Annotated in this window: 7 protein-coding genes, 1 tRNA gene and 1 other RNA gene; 6 read left to right on the top strand and 3 right to left on the bottom strand. The window is 36.2% G+C overall.

Annotated elements, in window-relative coordinates:
• Positions 1 to 196: 196 nt before the first annotated feature.
• Positions 197 to 267, bottom strand: a tRNA-Cys gene (locus H7254_RS13360).
• 86 nt (positions 268 to 353) lie between these two features.
• Between H7254_RS13360 and H7254_RS13365 the strand changes: the two genes are divergently transcribed.
• From H7254_RS13365 to H7254_RS13380, 4 genes are all read left to right on the top strand, one after another.
• Positions 354 to 1,244 carry a nucleoside phosphorylase gene (locus tag H7254_RS13365; RefSeq protein ID WP_301933443.1) on the top strand — a complete coding sequence of 297 codons (891 nt, stop codon included), beginning with the start codon at positions 354 to 356 and terminating at the stop codon, positions 1,242 to 1,244.
• Positions 1,245 to 1,274: 30 nt separating this feature from the next.
• Positions 1,275 to 2,060 carry a diaminopimelate epimerase gene (gene dapF / locus H7254_RS13370; protein WP_301933444.1) on the top strand — a complete coding sequence of 262 codons (786 nt, stop codon included), beginning with the start codon at positions 1,275 to 1,277 and terminating at the stop codon, positions 2,058 to 2,060.
• Positions 2,061 to 2,193: 133 nt separating this feature from the next.
• Positions 2,194 to 3,129 (top strand): magnesium transporter CorA family protein, encoded by a 936-nt coding sequence (locus tag H7254_RS13375; RefSeq protein ID WP_301933445.1) that lies wholly within the window; start codon positions 2,194 to 2,196, stop codon positions 3,127 to 3,129.
• Between the two features lies 1 nt (position 3,130).
• A complete protein-coding gene (locus H7254_RS13380; RefSeq protein ID WP_301933446.1) occupies positions 3,131 to 3,595 on the top strand; it encodes an NUDIX hydrolase in 465 nt (154 codons plus the stop codon).
• 156 nt (positions 3,596 to 3,751) lie between these two features.
• On the opposite strand, the gene rnpB is transcribed toward H7254_RS13380, so the two are convergent.
• Positions 3,752 to 4,141: RNase P RNA component class A (rnpB, locus tag H7254_RS13385), an RNA gene on the bottom strand.
• A 435-nt stretch (positions 4,142 to 4,576) separates the two neighbouring features.
• On the opposite strand from rnpB, the gene H7254_RS13390 reads away from it, so the two are divergent.
• The gene (locus tag H7254_RS13390) at positions 4,577 to 5,431 is read left to right on the top strand and encodes an alpha/beta hydrolase (protein WP_301933447.1); all 855 of its coding nucleotides are present in this window, start codon (positions 4,577 to 4,579) and stop codon (positions 5,429 to 5,431) included.
• Positions 5,432 to 5,450: 19 nt separating this feature from the next.
• On the opposite strand, the gene H7254_RS21515 is transcribed toward H7254_RS13390, so the two are convergent.
• Positions 5,451 to 5,660, bottom strand: a complete 210-nt coding sequence (locus H7254_RS21515; protein ID WP_367875445.1) for a DUF4372 domain-containing protein — start codon at positions 5,658 to 5,660, stop codon at positions 5,451 to 5,453.
• A 256-nt stretch (positions 5,661 to 5,916) separates the two neighbouring features.
• Here H7254_RS21515 and H7254_RS13395 point away from each other — a divergent pair.
• Positions 5,917 to 6,140, top strand: a 224-nt coding sequence (locus H7254_RS13395; RefSeq protein ID WP_301933448.1) for a patatin-like phospholipase family protein, incomplete at its 3' end; no start/stop codon positions are given.

Here is a 6,140-nt window from a genome sequence, read left to right on the forward strand (position 1 = left end):
ATATGATGGCAGATGAATAGATCTCAATTTTACTCTATCAAATACTCTATCAAATTCGCTATTAAAGTGAAATAAAGCTAAATAAGAAATTAGAGAAGAAAAAGCTTAAACTGTTATAACTACTTGAAAATTAGCCACTAAAAGTAAGGATAGGTAAGAATAGAAAAAGGGATTATCAGCTGATAATCCCTTTAGGAGGTCCCGAGCAGATTCGAACTGCTGTAGAAGCTTTTGCAGAGCTTTGCCTAGCCACTCGGCCACAGGACCTTATTTTAACGTGGGCAAATATAGGGGAATTTTTTATTAGAAAATTTAATTAGTATAACCGAAATTCGGCATTCAAATGTTACAACATGAGTAGTTGCATAGCAGAATCTGAATTAATTATTAACGATCGGGGCGCTGTGTACCACATCAACTGCAGGCCGGAAGAAATTGCCACTACCATTATTACAGTAGGCGACCCTGGCAGGGTAAAAGAAGTAAGTAAATATTTTGACCGCATTGATTTTAAAAATGAGCACCGCGAATTTATAACCCATACGGGCTATATCGGCAAAATGCAGGTAAGCTGCATAAGTACTGGTATTGGCCCTGATAATATTGATATTGTATTGAATGAACTGGACGCATTGGTAAATATTGATTTTGAAACCAGGATGATTAAAGAGCAACTAACTTCCTTAAATATTATCCGTTTTGGCACTTCGGGATCATTGCAAAAGGAAATTGAAGTAGATAGTTTTGTAGCCAGTACACATGGCCTGGGACTTGATAACCTGATGAATTTTTACCGTACCCAACCTAACGAAGCGGATATACAACTGATACAGGCATTTAACACGCACACACAATTAAATTCAGGCGATATTTCGCCCTATATTCACATGGCCAGTATGCAGTTGTTAAAGCACTTTACAAAAAATTATCACCAGGGGATAACGGTTACCTGCCCCGGATTTTATGCACCACAGGGAAGAATATTACGGCTGGGCCTGGCCTATCCGCAACTGATTGACCAGTTAACTAATTTTAGTTTTGGCAATCACCGCATCAGTAATTTTGAAATGGAAACGTCTGCAATTTATGGCCTCGGTACTGCATTGGGGCATCATTGTTTAAGCTTAAACGCCATTGTGGCAAACCGCATCAGTAAAACGTTTTCTACAAATGGTGTACTGGCTGTTGAAAATTTAATTAAACAATCTCTGGAAATTTTAGAAACACAATTGAATGATAATTGATCATCTTTACCAATAAACACTACGCACAGTATGAAAATAGAATTTTATAAATACCATGGAACGGGAAATGATTTTGTAATAATTGACAATTACCATGTTGAAGTTGCTCCATTAACAACGCAAAAAATAAAACTGATCTGCGACAGGCATTTTGGTATCGGTGCAGATGGATTAATGTTACTGAGCAAAAAAGAAGGATACGATTTTGAAATGATTTATTACAATGCAGATGGAAATGAAAGTACTATGTGCGGTAATGGTGGCAGGTGCCTGGTAAAATTTGCCCATCACCAGGGAATACATAAAAGTATGTATCGGTTTTTTGCCATAGATGGAGAACACCAGGCGGAGATTGACAGCGATGGTACCGTTAGATTAAAAATGCAGGATGTACAGGAAGTAGATTACCATACTCACCATGCCATTATTAATACCGGCTCTCCGCATTTTGTAAAATTTACAGACAATGCTGAAGAAGTAGATGTAGCAGCAACAGGCGCTGATATACGCTACAGCAAATCGTTTGCTGAAGAAGGGATCAATGTAAATTTTGTTGAAACCATCAATGAGGATACTATTTTTGTACGCACGTATGAACGAGGTGTGGAAAATGAAACACTTAGTTGTGGTACAGGTGTAACTGCTGCTGCAGTATTAAGTGCTCACAACCAAAGCGGTTTTAATAAAGTAGATGTAAAAACTCCAGGAGGCCGGTTAAGTGTTGAATTTGATAAACTGGATGACAATCATTTTAAAAATATCTGGTTATGCGGACCGGCAGAATTTGTGTTTAAGGGAGAGATGAATATTAATTAAAAATTAATAATTAATAATTCTCTACGTTTATTACGCTCTGCGATAAATTGATTCGTTTAATGTTTTTACAAATTGAAGTGATAAAATAGTTAAATCAGATATCACACATCAGCAAATAAGTCATCAACTATACATGATACAATATTTTAAAAATATTCATCACCAAACAATTGCAGTAGATAAGCCGGAAGCGGATACCTGGGTAAATGTATTGCCTCCCTTAAAACAGGAAGAGTTTAATGAGCTGAGCGAATGCCTGGAAATACCCATTGATTTCTTAAAAGATTCGCTGGATATAGATGAACGCAGCCGATACGAAATTGATGACAATGTAAAACTGGTGGTGATAAAAACCCCTACCGAAAATAATCCCTTTAACGAGAGTGATGCCTTTTATATCACCATACCCATCTGTATTATTTTAACCCATAACCAGATTGTTACCGTTAATTCATTTGAAAATGAAGCCATCAAAAAGTTCCTGAATACTTTTCAAAACCGCAGCATGGATAAAAAAAATATGATGGTGCTGAAAATATTTGAAAAGGTAACCACCAATTTTCAGGATTACCTGAAAGAGATTAACCTGCGCCGCAATACGCTGGAACAAAAATTATACATTGCCCACCGCAACGAAGAATTGTTACAGTTAATGCGCATACAGAAAAGCCTGGTATATTTTATTACCGCACTGCGCAGCAACGAACTGCTGATGGTAAAAATAGCCAGAACTAATTTTTTACAATTGAATGAAGACGAAAAAGATTTTTTAGACGACCTGGTGGTGGAAACCAGCCAGGCACTTGAGATGGCCAATACTTACACCAATATTTTAAACAGCACATTGAATGCTTTTGCAAGCATCAGCAGTAATAATCAAAATGTAATATTAAAGCGGCTTACAACGGTAATCATCTTTTTAAGTATCCCTGTTTTAATTGTAAGTATTTATGGTATGAATGTGCCAGTTCCTTACAAAGACACACTGTATGCATTTTGGGTGCCGGCAATTATTTCCCTGCTCATTGTTGCCTTTGTAATTGTTAACTATTTTAAAAGTAAAAAATAACGTGAAACTATTTAACGTAAGGGTATATGGCATTTTATTAAATGAAAACAAGCAGGTGCTGGTTAGTGATGAGTACATCAGGGGTAAATATTATACCAAATTTCCAGGTGGCGGATTGGAATTTGGTGAAGGCACCAGAGATTGTTTGCAAAGAGAATTTAAAGAAGAGATGAACCTGGATGTATGCGTTGGAGATCATATTTATACAACCGATATTTTTCAGATGAGTGCTTTTAAAACTGACGACCAGATCATCGCCATTTATTATTTTGTTCATGCACTGGAGCCAATTAGTGTAACAATTAAAACAACCGAATTTGATTTTGATGAATCTCAGTTACAAATATATCAGCAAACCCAGCAAATAGAAACCGTTCGTTTTATTGACTGGGAAAAATTTTCTCCGGAAGTAATTACACTTCCTATTGATAAAATTGTTTCATCCTTATTACGAGAAAAATATTAACCATGAACAAAGATTACTTTTTTGAATAAGGACATCTGCTGAAAAATAATCGTGCCGGGCCGGAACCTTTACAGGAAGCGTACCACACATTATTATTACCTATTGCCACGGAAAAAGTATTGCGGCAATTAGCCCATACGCCATCAAAAATTTAAAAAAATCTATCAGCCAATAAGCCGGATCCTGTTATCCTGAATTTAATCAGAACGGCCATCATTTATCTGGCCTTGCCATTACTGACAAGGTCTTGCTGCCTACCCTCCTGCGCTTCCAATTGTTATCAGAATCAAACGAGCCGCCTTCAGGCGCAGGTGTACATGGCATTACAGCACACAAGGTTTACCCGGTTTTTATATTACTATAAAAACCCGTGAGCTCTTACCTCACATTTTCACCCTCATCCCACCCTAAGGTGAGACAGTTATTTTCTGTGGCACTATCTCTTGCCCTTTTACTGGCAGCCGGCGCTTAACCGGTGTGTTGCTCTTTGCTGTCCGGACTTTCCTCCCCCCGCCAATGGCGGGAAGCGATAGCCTGGCTGATAGAGCGGTAAAGTTAGCTTTATTTTTTGTGGAGCTTTGGTGATTGTTTTAATGAAAACACTTTAGAAGCATTGAGAGATAAAACTTATTTTATTATTCTAAATCCACCAGGATCTTTGCACTTTTTGTTCAGTGAAAAAAAATCACAATACCTATTGACTGCTGTTGGTATCAGCAGCTTTCAGAAGGCCGTTGTACCTGCGCTACAACAATTAATGTAAGCTAACAGTACGAACTATATTATAAAATTGTTTCCTCATTTCAATTAAAACTTTTTTACTGTTGCAGGCTTTGGCTGTTGGTATTGATACAAAACAGCCGCTGTATAGATTGGTAGTGTATGTAACATTGCCACCAGCTACGGGTAAAAAATAATATTGCTTTAAAAACAATCAGTAATTTTAATTCTTTATTATAAATCAAATTACGTCTACTACCGATGCAAAAAATATCCCCCTTGTTGATTGCTTTATTATTATTGGCAACCATTACAGGTTGTGCTTTTAAAAGAGTAACCCGATCTAAAAATATAACCTATTTACCTGTTGATACTGTTCGCCATATTGAAGCACAAAAATTAAATGTTTTTGCACCCCGCCAGCATGCAGCCGTAAAAAATGTACTGGTCTTTGTTTATGGGGGCAACTGGAATTCGGGACATAAAGATTTATATAACTTTTTTGGAAACAGACTGGCCCGAAAAGATGTTGTGACTGTAATTATGGATTATCCCAAAAGCCCTGCCGTTAATTATGATGTAATGGCTACCGATGTTGCAACTGCCATTAAATGGGTAAAAGATAATATAGCACGGTATGGCGGTAACCCGGATAAAATTTTTGTTTCCGGTCATTCTGCCGGCGGACATTTGGCTACTTTGGTTACCGTGCGAAACGATTATTTTGAAAAGCAAGGAATACTGAATCCAATAAAAGGTAACATCTTAATTGATGCCGCCGGAATCAATATGTATGCGTACTTACAACATGAACATTTTCCGGATTCAAATACATACATTCAAACTTTTACAAACGATACTGCAAACTGGAAGTTAGCATCCCCATTATACCATCTTCATGCAGGCATGGCACCCATGCTTATTTATGTGGGCGGTAAAACTTATCCATCCATACAATTGGGAAATCTGCAATTACTTGAGGCACTAAAAAAATTAGGCTACCATCCAGAATACCATCTTTTAAAAGGTAAAAAGCACAAGCCTATGATCACGCAGTTTTTAAATTCCTATAATCCACATTATAAAGAGATACTACAATTTATGCGCAACAATTAATAATACTGTTTTTTATAACTCAAGCCTTAGCTATACTTTCTACGCAATACTCAATATATCTCAGGCTATCCACGTAACTGAATTTGGTAAAGTTTCCCTCCAAAAATTGTTCCCGGCAAGTGAAACTTTTTAAACTGCAATTACTGTCATATTGTTTTTCACACAGGTTAAAATAATACCAATAAATTATTTTAAATAATTTTATGAAAATATTTTTTTCGCAATTCATTGCTGGATATCAAAATAAATAATAAACACTAAGTACAAATCTTTCAATAACGAAAATCACTTAAAGCCATAATAATATAACTTTTTGTGGCCTTTAAAATAAATCTGCCGAACACAATTGTAATTTTACCAGTTTAAATTTTTTGCCCAAAAAAACTTACTAGTACAAAAATTAAATTTAAACATCCCTTGCAATTGCATTGATAAAAAGGTATATTTATTAAAGTATTTTTAAAATTTATTTGCCATTTTTATTTATGAAAAAAATAAGAATTTTATCGATTGACGGTGGCGGTGTAAGAGGAATAATTCCAGGCACTATTCTTATGGAACTGGAAAAAATTCTGCAAAAGATGGATAACAACAGCTCCAGTAAACTCGGTGATTATTTTGATATGATTGCGGGAACCAGCACTGGTGGTATTTTATCCTGTTTGTATCTGGTGCCGGGCGAAAATGGTAAAGCTAAATACTCAGCTCA

The sequence above is a fragment of the Ferruginibacter sp. genome (genome assembly GCF_014377975.1).
Lineage (GTDB): Bacteria > Bacteroidota > Bacteroidia > Chitinophagales > Chitinophagaceae > Ferruginibacter.

Bases quoted from the DNA above. Each gene is read 5' to 3' on its own strand.
- H7254_RS13365 (WP_301933443.1), top strand. From the start codon at position 354: ATGAGTAGTTGCATAGCAGAATCTGAATTAATTATTAACGATCGGGGC.
- dapF (WP_301933444.1), top strand. From the start codon at position 1,275: ATGAAAATAGAATTTTATAAATACCATGGAACGGGAAATGATTTTGTA.
- H7254_RS13375 (WP_301933445.1), top strand. From the start codon at position 2,194: ATGATACAATATTTTAAAAATATTCATCACCAAACAATTGCAGTAGAT.
- H7254_RS13390 (WP_301933447.1), top strand. From the start codon at position 4,577: ATGCAAAAAATATCCCCCTTGTTGATTGCTTTATTATTATTGGCAACC.
- H7254_RS21515 (WP_367875445.1), bottom strand. From the start codon at position 5,660: ATGAATTGCGAAAAAAATATTTTCATAAAATTATTTAAAATAATTTAT.